This is a genomic window from Paenibacillus albiflavus, assembly GCF_004344915.1.
Classification (GTDB): Bacteria; Bacillota; Bacilli; order Paenibacillales; family NBRC-103111; genus Paenibacillus_AM; species Paenibacillus_AM albiflavus.
The window spans coordinates 78396-99382 of the sequence record NZ_SKFG01000004.1; the positions used below are offsets into that span (position 1 = coordinate 78396).

Sequence of the window (20987 nt, forward strand, 5' to 3'; positions counted from 1 at the left end):
CTCCCTAGCCAAGGACACGGTCTATTTCTGACGTGAAATTCCTTTATAAGCCAACCGCCCTTAAAAGCGGCTATTGTTGAGTCGGGGTGCAACCCGACTCTTTATATTTTTATTATATCCTTTAATAAATATTCCTGCAATATAATGTAAATACAATAGACATTTCCCATGACCTCGATAAGTATTAACTTTGAAGGATTATGATTAGTATTACCATTAATATATTGTATTATGCTTTTTTCAGAAGACAACGGACATCATCATAAAAGGAGAAATTTAATGAAAGATAAACAAATTGCTAAAGTCTGTAGCGTACTACTAATAATGGTATCCCTTCTAATGGCTTGTTCGAGTGCACCTGGAATTTCTTCATCTCCCATTCCGCAAACCACACCACATAGTCATGTGACAATTCCGCCAGGAAATAAGATTGTTAAAGAGAAAGATCGAGTAATTCGAATAGATGGTCTGGTCATTCCTGTTTCGAAAATTGAAGTTCTGGACTCCTATTTAAAGGTTGAAAAATATGATCAGACTGAATTCGAACGTCTGCGAATCGACCCCATACATGATGATGGAGAGAAGAAAACCTACCATATTGGATATGGCTGTGGAATGAAGAATTGTTGTCATGTATTGGTTCAGATTCATCAAGAAGAAGTTTATAGTTTAGAGCTTCCTGAAAGCATGTATATGGGAAGCATTTTGAACAAGGATCAATCTCGAGCTTTGATAAAATTCGGATTCAATGAGGGGAACCTCGTTAATCATAGTGCTATTCGAGGACTTGATTTACAATCCTTTCGCTTCTTAACGATGAAATCCAGTGAGGATGAGGCTTTATACGGAGAGATGAATCTTCCTTTTCCTGAAGTACAATGGATCAACAATCAAACGATTAAACTTACTATCGCCGATGTTCCCAATTCGGAATATGAAACACTAAAGAAGTGGGGAGAGTTAGTATCACCGCCAACAAAGGAGATAATAGTATCCTTTACCTCATAAACAATTCTCACACACTTGAGCTTATTTCCCCTTAGAGTAATAGGCTTTTGTGAATGCGAAACGAGCCTTAGAAGAGATTCTAGAGGCTCGTTTTTTATTCGACTGTTTTATTGTTGTGTACTATTAGGTCCGCTGAGTGTTTCCACTTACTCCTCGCAGAAACGTAATCACCTCTAACATGGTGATCAATCGTTTCTACTTACTCACACTCCGTCAACTCTACATTATGCGATTCTAGGAAGTCGTGCCATTCTTGGCTAAGTGGCTTGTCCACAATAACGCTATGAATGTGTTCAAAACCACAAATACTTGCGAAAGAAGTGCGATTAAACTTCGTATGATCCGCGATTAAGTACACTTTGTTAGCACGTTCAACGGCAAGTCTTCTGACTTCTGCTTGTTGCTCGTTGGAATCTGTGATTCCGTGCTGCATACTGATCGTGCGACAGGAGATGAAAGCTAGGTCAAAATAATAGCTGTTCATGTTCTGTTCTGCATTGCGTCCCAGTGCGGACATGGAACTGTTGGATACCACACCGCCAACAATGACGAGATGGACATTCGGACTGTCCAATAGAGCGTTTACAATTTTGATCGAATTCGTCACAACGGTAATGCGTTTGTTTCCGATCAGGTTTGCGATATATAACGAGGTAGTAGATGCATCTAGGAAAATGGAATCCCCATTCTTAATGAATTCCACACATTTGGTTGCGATCTGCTTTTTTCCTTCAACAAGGATATGTTCTCTTAAATTGACATTCACATCATTCTGCACGCCATCGGATATGTAGGCGCCTCCATAAATGCGTATAAGAATCCCTTCATCTTCTAATTGCTTAAGATCTCGACGAATCGTTTCTTCCGTTACATCGAACAGTGATGTTAATTCGGCAACGGTTACATTTTTCTTTTCTATAATTAATTCTTTTATTTTGGCTTTCCGCGCAATTGGTAACATTACTTTATCACACACTTTCCCGATTAGTTTAGTTTGTAGTTATTATAGCATATTTGTGGAAGGGATTTACTATGTTTGTGGGATTTATTGTTTGAAATTTTATTGATTTAAGAATTATTTTGCTCTTATTCGGATATTTTTCCACATAATTTCGAGATTTATACAATCAAAACCAACAAAATAACACACAAAACAGAAATAAATAATTGACAAATAGCGTATAAAGTAGGAAAATCAATGTATGAAGTTGTATTTTTAGTGCAATAGATCTCAGGAGGTGACTACATGCTAGATAATCCGAAATATCTAAGTGATTTTGAAGCGAAGAAGATGATTTGTGAAATTGGTAGAAGAGTTTATGCCAAAAACTTTGTAGCAGCAAATGATGGCAATATATCGGTGAAAACCGGACCAAATGCAATTTGGGCTACACCTACAGGTGTTAGTAAAGGATTTATGACACCAGACATGTTAGTTAAGGTGGATCTTAATGGAAAGGTATTGGCTGGTAAGCTGAAGCCTTCATCAGAGATCAAAATGCATTTAAGAGTTTATAAAGAAAATCCGAATGTAAACGCTGTAGTACACGCACATCCACAAGCTGCAACAGCTTATGCGATTGCTGGTATTGGATTAGATCAAGCTTATTCGCCAGAAGGAGTTATTTTACTTGGTAAGGTGCCTGTAGCTCCATATGCAACACCAAGTACGCAAGAAGTACCTGATTCGATTGCTCCTTTCTGTAAGGACTATAATGCGGTATTGCTTGCTAACCATGGTGCGTTAACTTGGGGCAAGGATATTACAGAAGCATACTTCCGTATGGAATCCCTGGAGCATTATGCAATGACAGTGATTCTTACTAAGAAAATTACGGATCAAGTGCAAGAGCTAACTTGTGACCAGCTTACTGAGCTTATTAAGATCAGGGAGAAAATGGGAATTATGACAGGCGGTACATTGACTTGCCGTGTAGATTCACCAGCCCAAGCTGCTGACAAGGCGTCACAACAGCCTGTACAGGAAGATAACAAACAGGATTTGATTCAGACGATTGTAGCTAAAGTGACGGAAGAAGTAATCAAGAGACTTCCAACTAATCGTTAAAAGCAAGTCGGAAGTCAATCATCAGAGGGGTGAAGCATCCATGAATTTGACTGAAGCGGACGTTCAGAAGATTATTAACAGCGTTATTACCAATATTGAGAAAAAGCTAACTGATGTTGTTCCAACTGCTGCAGCAGCGTCGCAAGCTGAGCCTGCAAAGCAAGCAGAGGTATTCTCTGCTGTTGGGGAGCACGGTGCATTTGATCGAGTAGAAGATGCAGTGAAAGCAGCTCATCAAGCACAAGTTCATTATATACAGAATTACAAGCTGGAAGATCGCGAAGCGATGATAACAGCAATTCGTCAAGCGACACTATCGAATAAGAACGAACTGGCACAAATGATTGTAACAGAAACAAAGCTAGGCAAGCTTGCACATAAACTGGCTAAGCTTGAATTAACAGCAACTAAGACACCAGGAACCGAAGATTTGAAAACGTTAGCATTCTCAGGTGATGACGGTCTAACGATTGTAGAGCTTGGACCATTTGGTGTGATTGGAGCCGTAACGCCAGTTACGAATCCAGTAGAGACGATTATCAATAACTCAATCGGGATGATCGCTTCAGGTAATGCAGTTGTGTTCAATGTCCATCCATCCGCTAAGAAATGTAGCGCATTTGCAGTGCAAATGATTAATAAAGCGATTGTATCTGCTGGCGGTCCAGCGAATCTTGTAACAATGGTGAAAGAACCTACCAAAGAAACACTTGATCAAATCGTAGCTGCGCCTGAAACGAAATTACTCGTTGGTACTGGTGGCCCTGGTCTTGTTAAAGCGCTATTAAGCTCAGGCAAGAAAGCGATTGGTGCAGGAGCAGGTAATCCTCCAGTTGTTGTCGATGAGACAGCAGATATCGAGAATGCAGCAAAAGAAATTATCAAAGGTGCATCTTTTGATAACAACATCCTTTGTATCGCAGAGAAAGAAGTATTCGTAGTTGATTCTGTAGCGGATGATCTTATTTATCACATGATGAATAACGGTGCATATCGCTTAGATCAACAAGAGCTTGAGCAGGTTATGAGCTTTGCGCTTGAAGCGAACGAGAAGCAAGTGGCAAGAGGCTGCTCTCTTGATACGAAGCGTGTATACCACACAGTGAAGGATTGGATCGGTAAGGATGCAATGTCATTCTTGAACAAGCTTGGCATCAATCCAGGCAGAGAAATTGACCTTCTCATTTGTGAAGTAGATTTCGACCATCCTTTCGTTCAATTAGAGCAAATGATGCCAGTTCTACCGATCGTTCGAGTGAAAAATCTTGACGAAGCTATTGAAATGGCAGTTAAAGCAGAGCATGGCAATCGCCATACAGCAATGATGCACTCCCACAATGTGAATAACCTGACACGTTTTGCACGTGCGATTGGTACAACTATTTTTGTGAAGAATGCATCCTCATTAGCAGGTGTTGGCTTCGGTGGCGAGGGTCATACAACAATGACCATTGCAGGTCCAACAGGTGAAGGTTTAACCTCTGCAAAAACATTTACAAGACAAAGACGCTGCGTCCTAGCAGAAGGCGCATTCCGAATCGTATAGTTTATGGCATAACAGGAGGTGATGAAAGATGGATCGTTACGCACTTGGTTTCTTGGAAGTTCAAGGCTATAGTGTAGCACTTGCCGCAATGGATAAAGCGTGCAAGGCAGCTAACATTACGATTCACGGGATGGATGTTAACAATCCGCCTGATGAGAAGAATGCCGTCATTCCGGTTATGGTGCAGGTGAAATTCACAGGTCCAATCAGTGACGTGCAAATTGCGCTTGAAGTCGCACAAGAAGCCGCATGTGAGTATGTAAGTCCTAATGAAGTGATGATCCGCTGCATCCCTTCAAGCTCCAAAGAAGTACATGCCTTACTTCCGATCGGGAAGGTTAAGTGCAAATAAATAGGTTGTCAGCAGGGGGTGCAAGATGAAACAAGCCCTTGGAATGATTGAGACCATTGGGATGACTGCTGCTATCCGTGCTGCGGATATGATGATCAAATGCGCCTACGTTGAAGTGGCCGGATTTGAAAAATCAGGTGCTGGTTATGTGATGGTTCTGATCAAAGGATCCATTAGCTCTGTACAGGCTGCCTTGGAGATTGGAGCGGAAGAAGCGAGTCGTACGGGTCAGCTAATCGCCGTACATGCGATTAACAATCCTTACGAAGGTATTCACCCCTTAATTCCAGTTGACAGAATGGAGAATGACGATGAAGAGCTATGAGGCGATTGGCGTTGTAGAAGCGCAGAATTTTACGACCGCACTCGAACTAGTTGATGAAATGTGCAAGACGTCTCATGTTCAATTCTTAGGTGCTGAGAAGTATCTGGGAGGACGACTCGTTACTGTCATCGTTGGAGGCAGCATTGCGAATGTGACAGCAGCAGTTGAGGCTGCTAGAGCCGTATGCGATAAGAAGCCGATGAATCCACTCAAAATGAGCTTAGTTATTCCTAAGCCGCATGCTGAAATTCTGAAGTTCATTATCCCATCGCAGGCAGAAGCCGAAGTGATGAAGGTAACCGTACCGCAGGTACAGGAGACACAAGAAGAACCAAAGAAAATAGCACAGGAAACACCAGTACAAGAAACCGTTCCTAGCCCGAGCAAGAACGCAAAGAAACGTAAAAATAAAAATGCAACGATGAAGTAGTTTGGCACAATAAATATTTTAACTAAACTCAAACTTTTAGGAGGCACATATCATGAACGAATCCATCGCGATCATCGAAACAAGAGGCTTAACAGCAGCAATCGAGGCAGCAGACGCAATGCTTAAAGCAGCAAATGTTGAAATCGTAGGTACTGAGAAAATCGGATCTGGTCTCGTAACTGTTATCGTACGCGGCGATGTTGGTGCGGTTAAAGCAGCAGCAGAAGTTGGTTCCGAAGCAGCGCAAAGAATTGGTGAGCTTGTAGCAGCACACGTAATCCCAAGACCACATAGCGATGTAGCAAAGCTTCTTCCTATGTTGAAATAGTTGGCACTGCAAAGATTGATAGACAAGCAACGAAAATAGCGGCTTTTTATACAAAATAAAATTATTGGAGGATACATCCATGAACGAATCTATCGCGATTATCGAAACAAGAGGTTTAACAGCAGCAATTGAAGCGGCTGACGCAATGCTTAAAGCAGCGAACGTTGAAATCGTAGGTACAGAGAAAATCGGATCTGGTCTCGTAACTGTTATCGTACGCGGTGATGTAGGCGCAGTTAAAGCGGCAGCAGAAGTTGGTTCCGAAGCAGCTCAAAGAGTTGGCGAGCTAGTAGCAGTTCACGTAATTCCAAGACCGCATAGTGATGTAGCAAAGCTTCTTCCAATGTTGAAATAGTTTAATGCAATTAATGATCGACCAGATAAATATTTGAGGAGGTTACTGAGCATGAACGAATCCTTAGGCATTATTGAAACAAGAGGTTTAACAGCAGCAATTGAGGCGGCTGACGCAATGCTTAAAGCAGCAAACGTTGAAATCGTCGGTACAGAGAAAATTGGATCAGGGCTCGTTAGCATCATGGTAAAAGGTGAAGTTGGCGCAGTGAAAGCAGCAGTAGAAGTTGGTTCCGAAGCGGCTCAAAGAGTTGGCGAACTCATCGCTGTACACGTAATTCCAAGACCGCATGGGGATGTTGTAAAGCTTCTCCCAAGCCTAAACTAAAAGTGGTGATCTTATGACACAAACAATTGCGACTGAATTGACAGAGACGATTACAAAACTTGTGTTAGAAGAGCTCAGCAAAGTCGGATTGGCTCCCTCTGGGGAGCCTCTCAAATATGTGCCAGTCGGCGTATCCGCAAGACATGTGCATGTCAACCGTGCGCACATGGATATTCTATTCGGACCAGGCAGTGAGCTAACTAAATTCAAGGATATTTCCCAACCAGGGCAGTTTGCAGCCAATGAGCAAGTAACACTTATTGGCCCCAAAGGTACGATCGAGAAGGTTCGTATACTTGGACCGCTGCGTAAGGATACGCAGGCGGAAGTATCACCAAGTGATGCAAGAAAGCTTGGCGTTAACCCGCCAGTAAAACAATCAGGTGTTCATGACGGTACGCCAGGCATTACACTTGTAGGTCCTAAAGGTACAGTTGTTATTGAGCGAGGCTGTATCGTAGCTGAACGTCATATCCATATGACACCTGCTGAAGCTAGCGCATTCGGTGTTCAGAATGGACAGAAGGTCCAAGTGAAAATCGAAGGTCCAAGAGGCGGTATTATGAATGAGGTTATGATTCGCGTAAGAGATGATTTTGCGCTGGATATGCACATTGATACCGATGATGGCAATGCATTCGGTCTTAAAACAGGCGATAAAGTGGAGATTATTACAGAGTAAAGTGAGGACAAAGGGATGATTATTGGTAAAGTAATAGGCAATGTGGTTTCTTCCCGCAAATACGATACGCTTCAAGGCTATAAGCTGCTTCTCATTCGTCTTCAGTATACAGATAAAAAAGAGGTTATTGTTGCTGCCGATGTGATGGGAGCTGGCGTAGGTCAGCAAGTTATCGTGTCATTTGGAGAGAGTAACCAATATGCGTTGAATAAGAACGCTCCGATCGACGCGTTAGTCGTTGGGATTGTCGATAACGAGCCGATCATCGATTTGTCTGAGTAGGCGTAAAGGGAGGGAGCTTAAGTGACAGATACGATTCGAGTTCTGGCTGTAGGCGATCCGGCAGTTGATGCATATGTGGAACAAGCATTTGGGCTGATAACCACTTATGAACAGAGGAATCAGGTTAAGGTTGATTTTAATATTGTATCGTTTGAACAGTATTACAGCACGATGATGGCTGCTTTTCAAGGGGAGCAGGATTACGACATTGTCATGGTAGCTGGGCATCTATGGCTTAAGGATTTTGTTAATAAAGGTTATTTGGCCAAGGTGAACTATCCGCAGGATGCAAATTGGAACTTGCAGGATATTGTGCCTGTTGTAAGGCAAGAGTTGGAGGTTGCAGGAATTCCTTATTTGTACCCTTCATTCTGTGATGGACATATGGTGCTTTATCGCAAATCGATCGTTAAACGCTGCTTAGGCTCACTTCCCCCTGATGTGATAACAACAGATGAGTTGCTGGACATGGTGGCAAAGTGCCATGATGTGAACGCAATGAATGGAATTGTGCTTAAGGCGCATCCAAGTGAAATTCTTCTCGATTTCTTGCCTTATTTGCGCAATGAAGGTGTGGATGCATTTGATCCGAAGACGCATCTGCCAACGTTTAATAACGAACATGGAAGATTAGCGCTTCATAAATATATTCAGCTTCGGAAGTATGCCCCGCACGATACTCATACGTATGGGAACGATGAGGTCAGAGAAGCTTTTCAGCAATTACGTTCCGTTTTTGCAGTTACTTGGGGCGGTCAGCTCGGTGTTGTACTGGATGAACGCTGTGAGCAGCTTGAAGATGTTGGCTTTGCAACACTTAAGTCAGCATGGAACGTAACTTGGAGCTTCGGCATAAATGCGAAGTCGAATAAGCAGCAAGAAGCGAATGCGTTATTACAGTATTTAGCTTCATCAGAGGTAGACAGGGTTATTGGAGGCTATGCAGGCTCACCAGTAAGACGTTCCACCTATGACATGGATTCAGAACAATATGATTGGTATTCTACCCATCTTAATATGATAGAGAACTACGCACAGCCTCTGCCAACGATGGACAACGCTGGCGAGATATTAGGCGTACTGTACAGTAAGATTAGCCAAGCTTTTCAAGCAGAACTAACGGTCGAGGAGGCGCTTCAGCAAGCGGAAGCGGAGATCCTCTCCATGCAGAAAGAGAGGAAGACATCATGAAGGTAGTTGTAATTGGAGGGGTTGCGGCAGGTATGTCCGCAGCTTCAAAGCTTAAGCGTGTCGATCAAACTGCAGAAGTAATCGTGTATGAGAAAGGCAACTTTTTATCCTATGGGGCTTGCGGTTTGCCGTATTATGTATCAGGTGTAAATGATGATTATACGAAAATGATCGCTCGTCCTCGTGAGAAATTCGAAGAAGCTGGGATTAAGACGCATCTGAGACATGAAGTGCTCAAAGTTATTCCAGGTAGCAAACAGATTATGGTGAAGGATCTTGAACGCAATCGTGTGTTTATGGAGTCCTACGATAAGCTGATGGTTGCAACAGGTACAAGACCGATTGTACCGAACTTGCCTGGTAAAGATCTTGAAGGCGTTCAGGTGCTAAAAACATTAGAAGATGGCATCGCGATGCAGCAGACGGTTGCGAATTCAGATGTTCAGGATGTCGTGATTGTCGGTGCTGGTTATATCGGAATCGAAGTGGCGGAAGCAATGGTTGAGCTTGGCAAACGTGTACGTGTCATTGAGCTTGGCGACCGTATTCTTAAGACGTTTGATCAAGAGATTACAGATGTCGCAACCAAAGAACTGCTTAATCATGGCGTACAGCTTAACCTTGGAGAAGGGGTCCAAGCAATCACAGGTAATGGCATGGTGCAAGGTGTTCAAACGGACAAAGGCACGTATCCTGCCGATCTTGTTATCCTATCCATTGGTGTTAGACCAGCGACAGATTTTCTGCAAGGATCGGGCGTTGCGCTTGCTCGGAATGGCGCTGTGATCATTGACCGTGAAATGCGTACAAACGTAGAAGATATTTACTCCGCAGGCGATTGTGCAGAAGTGTACAGCAAGGTGATGGAGGAGAATACGTTTATTCCGCTTGGCACGACAGCGAATAAATGCGGCCGAATTGCAGGCAGCAATATGCTTGGCAAACATGAGAAATTCGTTGGTACGCTTGGCAGCGCAGCAATTAAGGTGCTTGGACTTGAGCTTGGCAGAACGGGTATGTCGGAGTTCGATGCGAAGCGTCTTGGCATTGAGTACGATACTGTTTTCGTAACATCTGGTGATCACCCTAGGTATTATCCAGATCCAACGGCAATTCAGTTTAAGCTTATATATGACAAAAGGACGCAAGTCCTGCTCGGCGCACAAGGTATTGGTAAGAAAGGGGTTGTCCTGCGAATCGATATATTTGCAGTCGCAATCCACGCTGGAATGACAACACGCGAGCTCGGAATGGTTGATTTATGCTATGCTCCACCTTTTGCAGGTGTATGGGATGCCGTTCATATTGCTTGTAATGCAGTTAAGTAGCTAGGGGAGGGCGAAACGGATGAGTTCGAAAGTAATGAGTTTAGAAGAAGCTGCTGGGCTAGTTCGCGACGGAGATCGCATTTCCTTCGGGGGCAACGTTCTTCATCGCGCACCAATGGCGATGGTTCGAGAATTAGCTCGTCAGAACCGCAAAAATCTTCGCATTGTCAAAACAGCAGGGGCGCATGATATCGATCTTCTATGTGCCACTGGATCTGTAGAGTCAGTTGATGCAGGCTTTGTCAGCTATGAGACGGAATTTGGTCTTGCGATGCATTATCGCAAAGCCGTTGAAGGCGGCAAAGTAATTGGTAATGAGCATGCTTGCTATACCGTAATTTGTGCTTTAAGAGCAGCAGCATCGGGTGCGCCATTTATGCCTGTTGCGGGCCTTAAAGCAGGGGATCTCTTGCAGGTAGCGGATTATTTCAAAGTCATTCAAGATCCTTTCAGCGGTGAGCCTGTAACGGTTGTTAAGGCCATCGTACCAGACGTTGCAGTCGTTCACGTTCAAGAGGCTGATGAATTAGGTAACGCTGTGATCTATGGTCCAAAATTCGAGGATGCGCTTATGAGCCGTGCAGCACGCAAGGTCATCGTAACAGCAGAGAAAATTGTGCCTCGCAGTAAAATAAGAATGCGTCCAGATCTAGTCGATATTCCTGGCTTCTTAGTAAGCGCAGTTGTTCATGCGCCAAGAGGTGCAGCTCCTTGTTCAGTGGAGAAAGCTTATGATGCCGATACCAAGGCAATTGAACGCTTCTTAAAACTCAAAGCCGAAGAGATGGACGTTTATTTACGCGAATATGAAACGAAGGACAGAGGCTTTAAGGTAGGTGGATTCAGATGAATATGATGAATAAGAAATCAGAGCCAAGAGTCAGCGACATTATGGTTTGTGCAATGGCAAGACTATTAAGAGACGAGGATCGTGTATTCCACGGCGTTTCTTCCCAAATGCCTATGGTTGCGATGATGCTGGCAAGACATTTGCATGCACCGAACCTTGTTCATTTGAACATTCCAGGTGGTGTAAATCCTGCTTCCATCAAGAAGCCATCTTATTCCTCCGCAGGTGCTGAGCTATTAGCAACTGGCGAAGCCTACTTCCCATTGGAGCATGTATTCGACTTATCAATGCGTGGCGGACTTGATGTAGCTTTCCTTGGCGGCGTTCAATTTGACGTTACAGGTAATGTCAACGCATCCGTAATCGGTGATTATCATAAACCGAAGGTTCGTTTACCAGGCGGTGCAGGTAGTGCGGTGCTGATTCCAACAGCGAAGCGTGCGATCATCTGGCGTACGAAGCACGACAAGCGTACCTTTGTAGAGAAAGTTAATTTCGTTACGACTAGAGGAAACCTGTGGAAAATCGTTACGAACCTATGCGTATTCGAATTCAAAAATGGCAGCCTGCACTTGGATTCTATCCATCCGACATCTTCCCTAGAAGAAGTTGCTGCAAACACAGGCTTCCCACTGCAATATGATGAAATTCGGTACACACCATTGCCAACAGATCGTGAAATGAACGCACTGAAGCAAATCGATCCATTCGATTATCGTTCGAAGGAAATGTAGCAATCAGAAATACAATCGATATAAGCCTTTTGATGTGGAGTGACTCCATATTGGAAGGCTTATATTATGTTTAGCTAAGAATCTGTTATTATAGATATATAGAAGCATTATATAGGGTTGTAAATGGAGGAGAGTACGATGGCGAATTTTTTTGATAAAATTAAACAAAGTGCAACGAAGGTAACGGATAAAGCGCAGCAGACAATCGAGTTATCCAAATTAACTTCTCAAATATCGGCTAAGAAGAAGGAAATTGATAAATTGTTACACCTCATTGGTGGAGAGGCTTATCATGCCTTTTCCAATGAGGATCTCATGCAGGCGGAGCCTAGAATAGCGCAATTTTCCAAAGAAATTAAAGCCATTCAGGAAGAAATAGAGTTGCTGGAAATTAAAGTTAAGGAACTTAAGAATGAGAAGGAATGCACATGCGGCAAAGTAGTCCCACTTGATACCAAATTCTGTCCTGTGTGCGGTAATAAATTTGAACCTCAGATTACCTCAGTTGATGTTATTCCCGAAGGCACGGAAGTCGTTGTGTCTGAATGTCCTGTCTGTCACGCAGCTTTACAACCAGATGCTAAGTTTTGTGAGAGCTGTGGATGTAAAGTAGTCTCTTAACCAAACGAAACGACTTGATATCCTTAAGGGGATGAATCAAGTCGTTTTATTCTATCTATTCCAATTCAAGAATTTCCTCAAAGCTAAGATTGACTGGTTGATCGGGCAAGTTCTCTATATCCTCCAGATTCGTGGTTGGAATGCGGTCACTTACTGTTTCAAATCGTAAACTATCGATCCATACCTGACCCTTGCCATTTAATAAAGTACCGAATGATATCGTTGTACTATTCTGCGGAACATCCAGTACAATATCATATCTTGTCCACTCTGTTGATCCGTCAATGGGCCTGTTGCTCATGTTATCGAATTGGATTGCGTCTTGTTCCTTGCTGTCAATTCTCATCCATAGGCCACACCATCCGTCTACATCCGTCGTTTTGACGAAACCAGAGAGCTGCAATCTTTGTCCACGGTAGGTGTCTGCTTTGAAGGTTTGCATCATGGTGGCAAACCCTCCAGCAATTTCGCCTGCTGAACGTAAATAGCCAGACGCTTTACCTTGATGTACGGTTTTAAAGTCTACCCCCATCTCATAGTCTGTCGGATGTGACCCAGTCAGCATCCACCCAATAGGTTCCTTTGTTTTTACATTCATCTTAATCCTCTCCCTCATATAAATTAATTTGGACATAAAGGTACGATATTTACCTGGAGTCATGTGATACATCTTTTTGAAAGCGCGTGTAAATGCTTCTTGTGATTCGAATTGATAATCGAGTGCAATGTCCAGAATTCGCTGGTCAGTAGTAAGCAGCTCGCTTGCTGCATTCGTCAATCTTCTAATGCGAATATAGCTAGCGAGTGTCATTCCCGAATAGGCGTGAAATAATCGGTGACAGTGAAACTGGGAAATTGCCATGTTAAGCGATATGATCTCAAGCGTAAGCTCTTCTTTAAGGTGATTATCTATAAAGGAAAGCGTTCGATGTAGATCTTCTCTATGCAGCGTATACAAGTTTCTCACCTCTCTTTCATCTGCTTTCATTATAGCCTGTGAACCTTAATGAAATTTGATCATTCTTGCTATTTAATTCAATTAATGAGCTACTATAGCAGCCATCATAAACTGAAATTAATGATATAATTTTTATAAAAAGCAGTAGAGAGGATTAACAAGCTGATGAATAAGAACTTACTTTACATAGAAGATGATCATGAAATTGGCACGATGGTGCGAGAAGATTTGACTGACCGAGGTTATAAGGTAACTTGGCTGACATCTGGTGATGGTGCGCTTGCGCAGATGGAAGATGCCGATCTTGTCGTGCTGGATGTCATGCTTCCTGGGCTGGATGGCTTTACCGTTGGTCAGCGATTAAAGAAGGAATATCCGTCTACGCCTATATTGATGCTGTCGGCACGCACATCGATAGACGATAAGCTTCAGGGGCTAAATTTTGCCGATGATTATTTGACGAAGCCCTTCCACCCGGAGGAACTGGCTGCTAGAGTTGAGGTGCTCTTAAGAAGGGCGGGCAAAGATGCAGTGCAAGTGGTTCAACTTAAACATTTGCAAGTCTACTTACAGGAGAATCGGGTTGTCGATACGAGAACGGATGAGGAAATCATGTTAACGGGTAAGCAGCTGCAGATTTTTGCCTATCTGTTGCGGCATGCCAATCAAATTCTGACGAAAGAGCAAATTTATGAAGGTGTGTGGGGAGAAACCTATTTGGATGGGGATAAATCCCTGATGGTTCATATTCGTCATCTTCGTGAGAAAATCGAGAATGATCCTGCCAATCCCGAAATTGTGGAGACGATCCGTGGCATTGGATATCGGGTGAGATCATGAAGATGAAATTTCGTCATTCCCTGCTTGCTAAATATTTGCTTATCATCATGATAGGGCTTGCGCTATGGCCTCTCATTATTCCGATTTCAATTCTGCTATATAATACGCCAGGTTTGTTGTCACAGAATAATGTGCCTGAGAATATCTATGCGCATGGTGATCAAATTGCGAGAATGTGGAATGAGGAAGCGGCAGGGCTTGCTGATGCTTCGAGCGAGAACATTCATCAGAAGCTGCAGCAGCTGTCAGCGAAGTATGACAAAGCGACTATTTTCTGGGTTGATGAGCAGGGTATAACGCAGCTTCGCTTTCCTGATTCGGCTCCTATCCCTGCGGAGTGGCGTGCCGGTAACATCATTCAATTCATGAAAAACAGCTATGACGGCGATCCGTTTACTTCAGTGGCGATGATCGGTAAGGAAGCGGAGCAGGGCTTTATGGTGCTTCAAATTCCTCGAGCTCTGATGGTGAATGAATTTCAGCATATGGATAGTCGCCTGTTGTATGCAATTTTTCTGTTGATTATCTTTTTATTTATTTTCATTTCATGGATGTTCTTTATGAAAATTCGCAAGCGTCTCGTACGGTTGCAGACAGCCATGAGTACCTCTGGCGATACAGGAATTCCTGAGCCAATCACCGTGAAGAAGAAGGATGAGATATCCCGGCTTGAACACTCATTCAATCTTATGATTCATGAACTGACCGCCAGCCGCAAGCGGGAGCAAGAAGAGGAGGAGCTTCGCAAGCAGTTGATTGCGAACTTGTCACATGATCTCAGAACACCGCTGACGACAATTCGTGGTCATGCCTATTCCTTGCGCAAGGAAATCGTATCTACCAAAGGTGTAGAGTCGATTGATCTGATCGAAAGTAAATCGGATTATTTAGCACAGCTAATCGAGAATCTTTTATCCTATACACTGCTAACAACAGGAAAATATCCGATGCGGCTTGCACGAGTGGATGTGCTGCGGACAATACGGACGGCAGCAGCTAGTTGGTATCCTGTTTTTGAAAAAGAAGGCTTTGAGGTCGATGTTCGTTTATCGGATACTGCGCTCTATTGGGATGCAGATGAACTGTGGCTGACGCGCATTCTGGACAACTTGTTCCAGAATATTATACGCCATGCCAAGGATGGCAAATATGTAGCTATTCGTATGGAGAATTATCAGAGTTTCCCTGCCATCGTTGTGGAAGACAAGGGACCAGGTATGAAATCAACCTCTGGTAATCAGGGGGCAAGAATTGGACTCACGATTATAGCAATGATGGTCAAGGAAATGAAGCTGGAATGGGATATCGTCAGTACAGAGAATGGTACGGCAGTTTATCTGTATTCTCCGAAATTAAACAAATCTTAAACAAGTTGTAGCCTTCAAATTAACCTTCATTCGTTATGATGAGTAACGAGGTGATGGAGATGAACAATTTCGTAATCCAAACAACGGAATTAACGAAAACATATAAAACACGCAAAGCGGTAGACAATGTAAATTTACAAATTAATAAAGGTGATATATACGGGTTCTTAGGACCGAATGGAGCGGGAAAAACAACAACGATTCGGATGTTGCTCGGCTTAATTAAACCAACGAAGGGAAAAATTCGGATTTTTGGTCGTGATCTACATAGCGATAAACTATCTATTCTTCGTAAGGTAGGTTCTTTAGTCGAATATCCATCGTATTATGGCCATTTGACGGCGCGTGAAAATTTAGAGACGGTTCGTCGGATTATCGATGTGCCTAAGTCCCGAATTGACGAGGTGCTTGCGCTCGTTCGTCTGACAAATGAGTCCAAGCGACCTGTTAAAGGCTTCTCGCTAGGGATGAAGCAAAGACTCGGGATTGCGACAGCGCTTCTTGGCAATCCTGAACTGCTAATACTCGATGAACCAACGAATGGACTTGATCCATCCGGTATTTTGGAGATGCGGGAGTTGATCAAAAGCCTTCCTGAGCAGTATGGCATCACCGTTCTCGTATCTAGTCATTTGCTGAGTGAAATAGATCAAATGGCGACTAAGGTCGGTATTATTCAGAATGGAGCGATGGTTTACCAGGATTCAATTGAGGTGCTTCGGAGTCAAGCGAGAAGCGGCATTCGGATCGTAACAAGCAATCCTGAGCAAGCGGTTCGAACGATTGCTTCTGCTGGTTGCTATGCAAAGCTGCAAACGCAGGATAACTCACTCATGATCGAACAAATATCGGACGACAAGGTAGCCCTTGTGATCGAATATCTTGTGAATGCAGGTCATTCTGTCTATCGTGCGGAAGCGATTCAGAGCTCGCTTGAGGATATCTTCCTTGATCTCATTGGGGAGGGACAAAGTCTATGATCGCTCGGGTACTTGCGACTGATTTGATGAAGCTAAGACGCAAAGCGATTTGGTTTCTTGTGTTCCTTGGACCTATCGGTGTCATTGCGCTTCAAGCTCTTAATTTTGGTCTGAGATACGACTATTTAACGAACCTATATAAGGATGATTTGTGGGGGGTTTTGCTGGAGAATATTCATTATCTCAGTATGTTTGCGCTAGTGTTCGGAATGACGATTATTACTTCGATGCTGGCTAACATTGAGCATCAGCTAAATAGCTGGAAGCAGGTGCTGGCTCTTCCCGTCTCCAGAATAAGTGTGTACACGGCGAAGTTTATACTAAGTTTCTTATTGCTTCTTGTATCCTGCAGTTTATTGGCTGTCTTAACTATCGTCCTCGGACTATCGCTTCAGTTCGGATCCGATTATCCTTTGGTTGTGATTATACAGAAGTCATTCTATCCATTGCTTGCCGCTTTGCCCATTCTAGCTCTGCAGCTATGGCTATCCATTACGATGAAGAATCAGGCGATCCCGTTGACAGTTGGGATTGTAGGGACGATCTTTGGCATGTTTACTAAAGCAATGCCCGATTGGCTAATATGGAAGTGGCCTACGTTGATCAATCAAGCTAAGGTTCCTGAGTATTCCGTATATGCAGGAATAATTGTTGGTATGTTTTTGCTAGCATGCGGGGTATTCGATTTTCTTAAGAGGGATGTGAACTAGCATGATGACCTTTAACCGTGTGCTGCAATCGGAGTGGCTCAAATTACGTAAATCGAGTATATGGCTGCTTATTTTTGTCAGTCCGATTCTGGCTTTCATTGTAGGAGCGCTAGTGGATTTGGGCTATAACGATTGGGGAGTCCTGTTAAGCCAAATGGTGTTCACTCATGCTATGCTGTTCTTACCGTTATTAACGGGTGTATTTGCTGCATTCGTGTGTCGCTATGAGCATAGTGGGGGTGGCTGGAAGCAATTGCTGGCACTGCCGATGAAACGTACGCATCTTTATTTAGCCAAATTTATCGTTGTTTTCTCCCTGATTCTAGCTGTGCAGCTCCTATTTTTAATTGGTGTTGTTGTGGCAGGAGCGATTCGAGGATTAGATTCACCGATTCCATGGATCATGCTATTACGCAGCGGTCTTGGTGGCATGGTTGCAGTGTTGCCTCTGATTGCACTTCAATTAACGGTATCGATTGCTTGGTCTAGCTTTGCTGCTCCACTTGCACTGAATTTTATATGCACCTTACCCAATATACTTGTTTCTAATTCTGCCGATTATGGTCCATTCTATCCATGGGCACAGCCGTTTATAGCGATGATGCCATACAATCCTGATAACTTTGGAGCGTTTAATGTGTCTTTCGAGACTTTGATCTACGTGATTTTGGGCAGCTTTGTTGTTTTCTTCGTTTCAGGATTTACTTATTTTCAGAGAAAAGAAGTGTAGACGAACGTTTGTGAATGTTTATAAGCTAATCGCTATTTAGATGCGGTTAGCTTATTTTTTTCTCCTTTCACACAATATTTGGCCCAAAATCAATTGACTCTGATTAGCCAAAATTCTATGATTAGGCCAAATAGTTTGGCTGAAATTATGTTAGCGCTAATGGAGGGTCAGATGGTCACATTAAAGGATATTGCTCAGCTCGCAGGCGTATCTATTTCAACTGCATCTCGTGTACTAAATCATGACAATAGCCGCACAGTAAAAGATGAAACAAAAGGCAGGATTTTCGCAGCTGCAAGACAACTGGGGTATGTGTCCAGCAGTGAAGAAGGTCGACAGCTCTACAATCGGCAGCGTGACTCTGCAACTATGCAAATCGGTTGCATCGTATCTGTCATTCAGCAAAAGTATAACTATCATAATCATCCCTATTTTTCACCTATTTTAGCTGGTATCGAGTCCTATTTGGCCCAAAAAGGTTATAGTTTCGCTTATATCCATTCTTCTAAGGAGCTCCATGATAAGCGAATTCTGCGGAAGGTAGTTCGGGATGTGAAGGTCGATGGCATGATTATCGTCGAAGGGATGGACGCAGAAATTTATCAGCAAATTAAGCGGCATTCAACTGCACTGGTAGGGATAGATATTGCAGATCAAGATATCTCAATCGTCTCCTATGATCGAATGGCAGCAGCGAAGCTGGCAGTGAGTCACTTGATCGCTGAAGGTCACAGAAGAATTGGTTTTATCGGTGGTGTGGGCTTAAGCGGTGTTATGGAGCGAGAAAAAAGATACCGCGGCTATAAATCGGCGCTTGAAGAAGCGGGTATCGAAGTAAATCCGAGTTGGGTAATCAATGCAGGCTGGGATGTGGAAGCAAGCTATCAAAGGTTAAAGGAACTAATCGAAAAATACCCTGGCCAATTGCCCTCAGCCATTTTCTCTGCCAGCGATATGATGGCGATCTCTGCAATGCGCGCTGTTACGGAGAAAGGGCTTCGAGTACCGGACGATATCGCCTTTATCGGGTTCGACAACATCGATATGGCCCAGTATACTTCACCCCCACTATCAACGATTCATATTCCTAAATTTGAAATCGGGCAGGTAGCAGCCAGCTTATTGCTGGATACGATCGAACGGCGATATCCTTTTCCAATCAAAATATCAACTCCGTATGAATTGAAGGCAAGGGCTTCGTCAATAATTATTTGAATTTTCAATAAATAATATAGGAGGGTGATACGGGTTGAAAAAATCTCGTAGAGAAGAGCTGTCCTTCTACTTATTTGCAGCTCCTTGGCTATTTGGTTTACTCATTTTCTTTGCAGGTCCTGCAATTGCCTCATTCGTACTAAGCTTGACCGATTATAACATTCTATCTTCACCGACTTATGTAGGGACCGATAATTTTCAATTTCTGTTTCATGATGAATTGTTTTGGAAGAGCTTGATGAACACACTGTACATGATTGTGATTGCTTTACCTATCACACTGATTGCGCAAATTCTCCTTGCTTTATTCGTGAATACAGAACGCAAAGGAATCGGTGTGTTTCGTACGATTTATTACTTGCCCTATCTCGTTCCAGCAGTGGCGACAGGGATTTTATGGGGGATGCTGTTTAACACTGATTTTGGGCTGCTGAACAATGTGCTGAATTGGTTTGGCATTCCGCCGCAATCTTGGCTCAGTAATCCTCAACTAGCAAAGCCCTCCATTACGATTATGCTTCTGTGGACGACGGGAAGCGGGATGCTGATCTATCTAGCAGGCTTGAAGGGAATTCCGAAGCATCTTTATGAATCAGCGATTATTGATGGAGCGACAAGAAGGCGGCAGTTCTGGCATATTACTTTGCCTCTGTTATCGCCTACGATATTTTTTAACTTGATCATGGGGATTATCGGAACGTTTCAAATGTTTACAGAGGCTTATGTGCTTACCAAGGGAGGCCCGAATTACGAAACTACCTTCTATATGTATTATTTGTATAACAATGCATTTAAGTATTTTAAGATGGGCATTGCTTCCGCACAAGCCTGGATTCTGTTCCTTGTTATCTTGGTATTTACCTTAATTGTCATTCGAATTTCACGCAAATGGGTTTATTACGAGGGTGAGGCAGGTAATAAGCAATGAAGACGAATAAAATGTTTGCTGCGATTCATTATTTTGCGCTTGTACTAGTCGCACTTATATTTATTGGACCGCTAATTTTTCTGATCTCAGCGGTCTTCAAAACGAATGAACAGATGTTTCGCTTCCCGATTGAATGGATCCCGAATCCTGTGAAGTGGACAAATTTTCAAGAGCTATTCGATTTAATGCCGATGTGGGCATTTATTCGCAATTCACTTGTCATCACGGTGTTAAGTACAATCGGAACACTATTCTCCTGTACGTTGGTGGCATTTGCCTTCGCTAGAACGAAGGCGCGCTCCAGGAACTTCTGGTTCATTGTGCTGCTTGCAACCTTAATGATCCCTTCGCAGGTCACGCAGATTCCAGTGTTTATTATCTTCAGGGAGCTGAATTGGATTGATACGCCTTTGCCGCTTATTATTCCAACCTTTCTTGGAAACGCTTTCTATATCTTTTTGATTCGGCAATTCTTCATGACGATTCCAAATGAACTGGATGAAGCGACGGTGATCGATGGAGGCAGTAAGTGGACGATTTTGATACGCATTATGATCCCATTATCGATTCCAGCCTTGATTACAGTTAGCATTTTTACCTTTGTAGGATCATGGACGGATTTCTATTCACCGCTTATTTATTTATCTTCATTAGAACAAATGACGCTTAGCGTCGGCATTACCTTCCTGCAAGGTCAGCATGCAACTAATGTGAATGTGCCTCTACTAGCGACAGCATCTTTAATCAGCATTCTACCAATCGCTTTCATCTACACATTCTCGCAGAAGTACTTTGTAGAAGGTGTCGTTCTCTCAGGCATCAAGGGTTAATT

The 20987-nt window shown here is 43.2% G+C and carries 26 protein-coding genes; 24 read left to right on the forward strand and 2 right to left on the reverse strand.

What is annotated here, in order from left to right; all coding sequences use genetic code 11:
* The first annotated feature begins 279 nt into the window (after positions 1–279).
* Positions 280–1008: a hypothetical protein gene (locus E0485_RS06755; RefSeq protein WP_132417223.1), complete on the forward strand. Its 729-nt coding sequence runs from the start codon at positions 280–282 to the stop codon at positions 1006–1008.
* A gap of 199 nt (positions 1009–1207) precedes the next feature.
* Here the strand turns inward: E0485_RS06755 and E0485_RS06760 are convergent, their stop codons facing one another.
* The gene (locus E0485_RS06760) at positions 1208–1969 is read right to left on the reverse strand and encodes a DeoR/GlpR family DNA-binding transcription regulator (protein WP_132417224.1); all 762 of its coding nucleotides are present in this window, start codon (positions 1967–1969) and stop codon (positions 1208–1210) included.
* Between the two features lie 285 nt (positions 1970–2254).
* Between E0485_RS06760 and E0485_RS06765 the strand changes: the two genes are divergently transcribed.
* The 15 genes from E0485_RS06765 to E0485_RS06835 all read left to right on the forward strand — a co-directional run bounded on the left by E0485_RS06765 (position 2255) and on the right by E0485_RS06835 (position 12427).
* A complete protein-coding gene (locus E0485_RS06765; RefSeq protein WP_132417225.1) occupies positions 2255–3076 on the forward strand; it encodes a class II aldolase/adducin family protein in 822 nt (273 codons plus the stop codon).
* A gap of 40 nt (positions 3077–3116) precedes the next feature.
* Positions 3117–4622, forward strand: a complete 1506-nt coding sequence (locus tag E0485_RS06770; protein WP_132417226.1) for an aldehyde dehydrogenase family protein — start codon at positions 3117–3119, stop codon at positions 4620–4622.
* A 28-nt stretch (positions 4623–4650) separates the two neighbouring features.
* Positions 4651–4974, forward strand: coding sequence for a BMC domain-containing protein (locus E0485_RS06775; RefSeq protein WP_132417227.1), 324 nt, complete (start codon positions 4651–4653; stop codon positions 4972–4974).
* Positions 4975–4999: 25 nt separating this feature from the next.
* Positions 5000–5299 carry a BMC domain-containing protein gene (locus tag E0485_RS06780; RefSeq protein WP_132417228.1) on the forward strand — a complete coding sequence of 100 codons (300 nt, stop codon included), beginning with the start codon at positions 5000–5002 and terminating at the stop codon, positions 5297–5299.
* Positions 5286–5729, forward strand: coding sequence for a BMC domain-containing protein (locus E0485_RS06785; protein WP_132417229.1), 444 nt, complete (start codon positions 5286–5288; stop codon positions 5727–5729). The genes E0485_RS06780 and E0485_RS06785 overlap by 14 nt, the downstream gene beginning before the upstream one ends.
* 52 nt (positions 5730–5781) lie before the next feature.
* Complete coding sequence (locus tag E0485_RS06790) at positions 5782–6057, forward strand: BMC domain-containing protein (protein ID WP_165921098.1); 276 nt, start codon at positions 5782–5784, stop codon at positions 6055–6057.
* 79 nt (positions 6058–6136) lie between these two features.
* The gene (locus E0485_RS06795; RefSeq protein ID WP_132417231.1) at positions 6137–6412 is read left to right on the forward strand and encodes a BMC domain-containing protein; all 276 of its coding nucleotides are present in this window, start codon (positions 6137–6139) and stop codon (positions 6410–6412) included.
* 51 nt (positions 6413–6463) lie between these two features.
* Positions 6464–6739, forward strand: coding sequence for a BMC domain-containing protein (locus E0485_RS06800; protein ID WP_132417232.1), 276 nt, complete (start codon positions 6464–6466; stop codon positions 6737–6739).
* A gap of 13 nt (positions 6740–6752) precedes the next feature.
* Positions 6753–7421: a phosphate propanoyltransferase gene (pduL, locus tag E0485_RS06805; RefSeq protein ID WP_132417233.1), complete on the forward strand. Its 669-nt coding sequence runs from the start codon at positions 6753–6755 to the stop codon at positions 7419–7421.
* Positions 7422–7436: 15 nt separating this feature from the next.
* A complete protein-coding gene (locus E0485_RS06810; protein WP_132417234.1) occupies positions 7437–7703 on the forward strand; it encodes a EutN/CcmL family microcompartment protein in 267 nt (88 codons plus the stop codon).
* 21 nt (positions 7704–7724) lie between these two features.
* A complete protein-coding gene (locus E0485_RS06815) occupies positions 7725–8894 on the forward strand; it encodes an ABC transporter substrate-binding protein (protein ID WP_132417235.1) in 1170 nt (389 codons plus the stop codon).
* Positions 8891–10222, forward strand: coding sequence for a CoA-disulfide reductase (locus tag E0485_RS06820; RefSeq protein ID WP_132417236.1), 1332 nt, complete (start codon positions 8891–8893; stop codon positions 10220–10222). Before E0485_RS06815 ends, E0485_RS06820 begins: the two co-directional genes overlap by 4 nt.
* A gap of 19 nt (positions 10223–10241) precedes the next feature.
* On the forward strand, positions 10242–11072 hold the full coding sequence (locus tag E0485_RS06825; RefSeq protein WP_132417237.1) for a CoA transferase subunit A: 831 nt from the start codon (positions 10242–10244) through the stop codon (positions 11070–11072).
* The gene (locus E0485_RS06830; RefSeq protein WP_235857449.1) at positions 11069–11806 is read left to right on the forward strand and encodes a CoA-transferase subunit beta; all 738 of its coding nucleotides are present in this window, start codon (positions 11069–11071) and stop codon (positions 11804–11806) included. Before E0485_RS06825 ends, E0485_RS06830 begins: the two co-directional genes overlap by 4 nt.
* A gap of 138 nt (positions 11807–11944) precedes the next feature.
* Positions 11945–12427, forward strand: a complete 483-nt coding sequence (locus tag E0485_RS06835) for a zinc ribbon domain-containing protein (protein ID WP_165921099.1) — start codon at positions 11945–11947, stop codon at positions 12425–12427.
* A 55-nt stretch (positions 12428–12482) separates the two neighbouring features.
* Here the strand turns inward: E0485_RS06835 and E0485_RS06840 are convergent, their stop codons facing one another.
* On the reverse strand, positions 12483–13415 hold the full coding sequence (locus E0485_RS06840; protein WP_132417239.1) for a helix-turn-helix transcriptional regulator: 933 nt from the start codon (positions 13413–13415) through the stop codon (positions 12483–12485).
* 135 nt (positions 13416–13550) lie between these two features.
* Here E0485_RS06840 and E0485_RS06845 point away from each other — a divergent pair, with 135 nt between their 5' ends.
* From E0485_RS06845 to E0485_RS06880, 8 genes are all read left to right on the forward strand, one after another.
* Positions 13551–14225, forward strand: coding sequence for a response regulator transcription factor (locus E0485_RS06845; RefSeq protein ID WP_165921100.1), 675 nt, complete (start codon positions 13551–13553; stop codon positions 14223–14225).
* Positions 14222–15592 (forward strand): HAMP domain-containing sensor histidine kinase, encoded by a 1371-nt coding sequence (locus E0485_RS06850; RefSeq protein WP_207910936.1) that lies wholly within the window; start codon positions 14222–14224, stop codon positions 15590–15592. Before E0485_RS06845 ends, E0485_RS06850 begins: the two co-directional genes overlap by 4 nt.
* Positions 15593–15651: 59 nt before the next feature.
* Positions 15652–16572 carry an ABC transporter ATP-binding protein gene (locus E0485_RS06855; RefSeq protein WP_132417241.1) on the forward strand — a complete coding sequence of 307 codons (921 nt, stop codon included), beginning with the start codon at positions 15652–15654 and terminating at the stop codon, positions 16570–16572.
* Positions 16569–17282, forward strand: a complete 714-nt coding sequence (locus E0485_RS06860; protein WP_132417242.1) for an ABC transporter permease — start codon at positions 16569–16571, stop codon at positions 17280–17282. Before E0485_RS06855 ends, E0485_RS06860 begins: the two co-directional genes overlap by 4 nt.
* Position 17283: 1 nt before the next feature.
* Positions 17284–18012, forward strand: a complete 729-nt coding sequence (locus E0485_RS06865; RefSeq protein WP_132417243.1) for an ABC transporter permease — start codon at positions 17284–17286, stop codon at positions 18010–18012.
* Positions 18013–18183: 171 nt separating this feature from the next.
* A complete protein-coding gene (locus tag E0485_RS06870) occupies positions 18184–19227 on the forward strand; it encodes a LacI family DNA-binding transcriptional regulator (RefSeq protein ID WP_132417244.1) in 1044 nt (347 codons plus the stop codon).
* Positions 19228–19261: 34 nt separating this feature from the next.
* Positions 19262–20155, forward strand: a complete 894-nt coding sequence (locus E0485_RS06875) for a carbohydrate ABC transporter permease (RefSeq protein ID WP_132417245.1) — start codon at positions 19262–19264, stop codon at positions 20153–20155.
* Positions 20152–20985 (forward strand): carbohydrate ABC transporter permease, encoded by an 834-nt coding sequence (locus E0485_RS06880; protein WP_132417246.1) that lies wholly within the window; start codon positions 20152–20154, stop codon positions 20983–20985. Before E0485_RS06875 ends, E0485_RS06880 begins: the two co-directional genes overlap by 4 nt.
* The last annotated feature ends 2 nt before the right edge of the window (positions 20986–20987 follow it).